The organism is Vibrio sp. 1078-1, assembly GCF_033340475.1.
Genome location: NZ_JAWOWM010000064.1, coordinates 1 through 1,241, shown reverse-complemented (window position 1 = coordinate 1,241; position 1,241 = coordinate 1). Strand labels below are relative to the sequence as shown.

The window sequence follows — 1,241 nt, the reverse complement described above, 5'->3', positions numbered from 1 at the left end:
TCCACTCTTTCATCGTTTTACTCTCCCTCATTTTCCCTTCCAAGAGAAGTCATACTAACCTTGAAAATTAACTGGTTAGGTCTATCCATTTTTACGAATGCATTTTGGTGACTCTTTTGGAGCAATCCAAAAACCGATTTCATGCATCGCAGACTTTGGAGATGATGTCGTCGCAATACGTAAAAGATTGGTTGCCCCAACCAACGCCATACTTGTTCGATAAGGTTTAGCTCTGGAGAATAGGGTGAAAGTTTGATGACACTGACATTTTAAAGTCATTGGCAATTTCTTCTGTATGCCATCCTGCACCATCCATTACAACGACAGCGTGGCGTCCCTCCTCCGTGACTGCCAATATTTGTTTTAAGTGCTCTATCATGATGTCTTTATTAACCCAGGGACAATGATAGCCTCACCAATTCCTTTTTTGGGACAGACTGAACCGAAACAGATAAGCATACTCAAATTGTTATTGCTTCACGGCTCTTGGGCGAGTTCCTTTTTTAGCCCATAAGCGTGTTGTCGTGTTTTGTTGTCCAAATCTGGTTTTACTCTAAAGCTATATTTTCTGGGATTTTAAGGATCGTTTCGATTTTGAATTTTTTCAAATCCTCCTGTGCTTGGCTTTTCTTGCCGTTCTTCAAGAAAGCTTTGGACCAACTTATTGACGCTGGTTCGGCTTACCTTGAGAAACTTGGCGATTTGTGTGCGTGAGTGCCCATCTTTGAATTGAGCAAGGGCCAGTATTTCATTTTCATCTGAATAGATTTTTGCTGACTTGCGAGCTTTTTAAAGTTGATGCTATTGAGGCTATCATAACGAATCAGCATTTTCTTCAAGTAGTACTTAAACGAGATATGTTTATCTAAACGGCAAATTCCCGTAAGGGTTCTTCCTATGAAAAATTGCTTGGAACGTATGTAAAAGTGACTCCTGTAACTTTTAAATATTTCAGTGGTTTTAAAGCGATTATATTGTCGAATTCTAAGATTGTGTTACCGATAGCCAAGCGATTTTGATTACAATATCATCAGAACTTATTGGGGGAATTATGGGGCAGTTTTCTATTTTAGGCTTTATTGCACTCGGTGGAGCAATCGGTGCGTGTTCTCGATATTTAGTGTCTGAGTTTTGTGTCTTACTTTTCGGACGAGGTTTCCCTTACGGTACGCTGACTGTTAACGTTGTAGGCTCTTTCATCATGGGGTTGCTCATTGCGGCATTTGAAAGTGAAATATTAG

At 39.9% G+C, this 1,241-nt stretch carries 3 protein-coding genes; 1 reads left to right on the top strand and 2 read right to left on the bottom strand.

The features are described 5' to 3' along the window. Positions 1-81: 81 nt before the first annotated feature. On the bottom strand, positions 82-279 hold the full coding sequence (locus tag R7190_RS31415) for a hypothetical protein (RefSeq protein WP_411978082.1): 198 nt from the start codon (positions 277-279) through the stop codon (positions 82-84). A 297-nt stretch (positions 280-576) separates the two neighbouring features. Next, positions 577-702, bottom strand: coding sequence for a hypothetical protein (locus R7190_RS31410; protein ID WP_411978083.1), 126 nt, complete (start codon positions 700-702; stop codon positions 577-579). A 349-nt stretch (positions 703-1,051) separates the two neighbouring features. Between R7190_RS31410 and R7190_RS25605 the strand changes: the two genes are divergently transcribed. Further along, a partial coding sequence (locus R7190_RS25605) for a CrcB family protein (RefSeq protein ID WP_318137645.1) occupies positions 1,052-1,241 on the top strand: 190 nt, incomplete at its 3' end.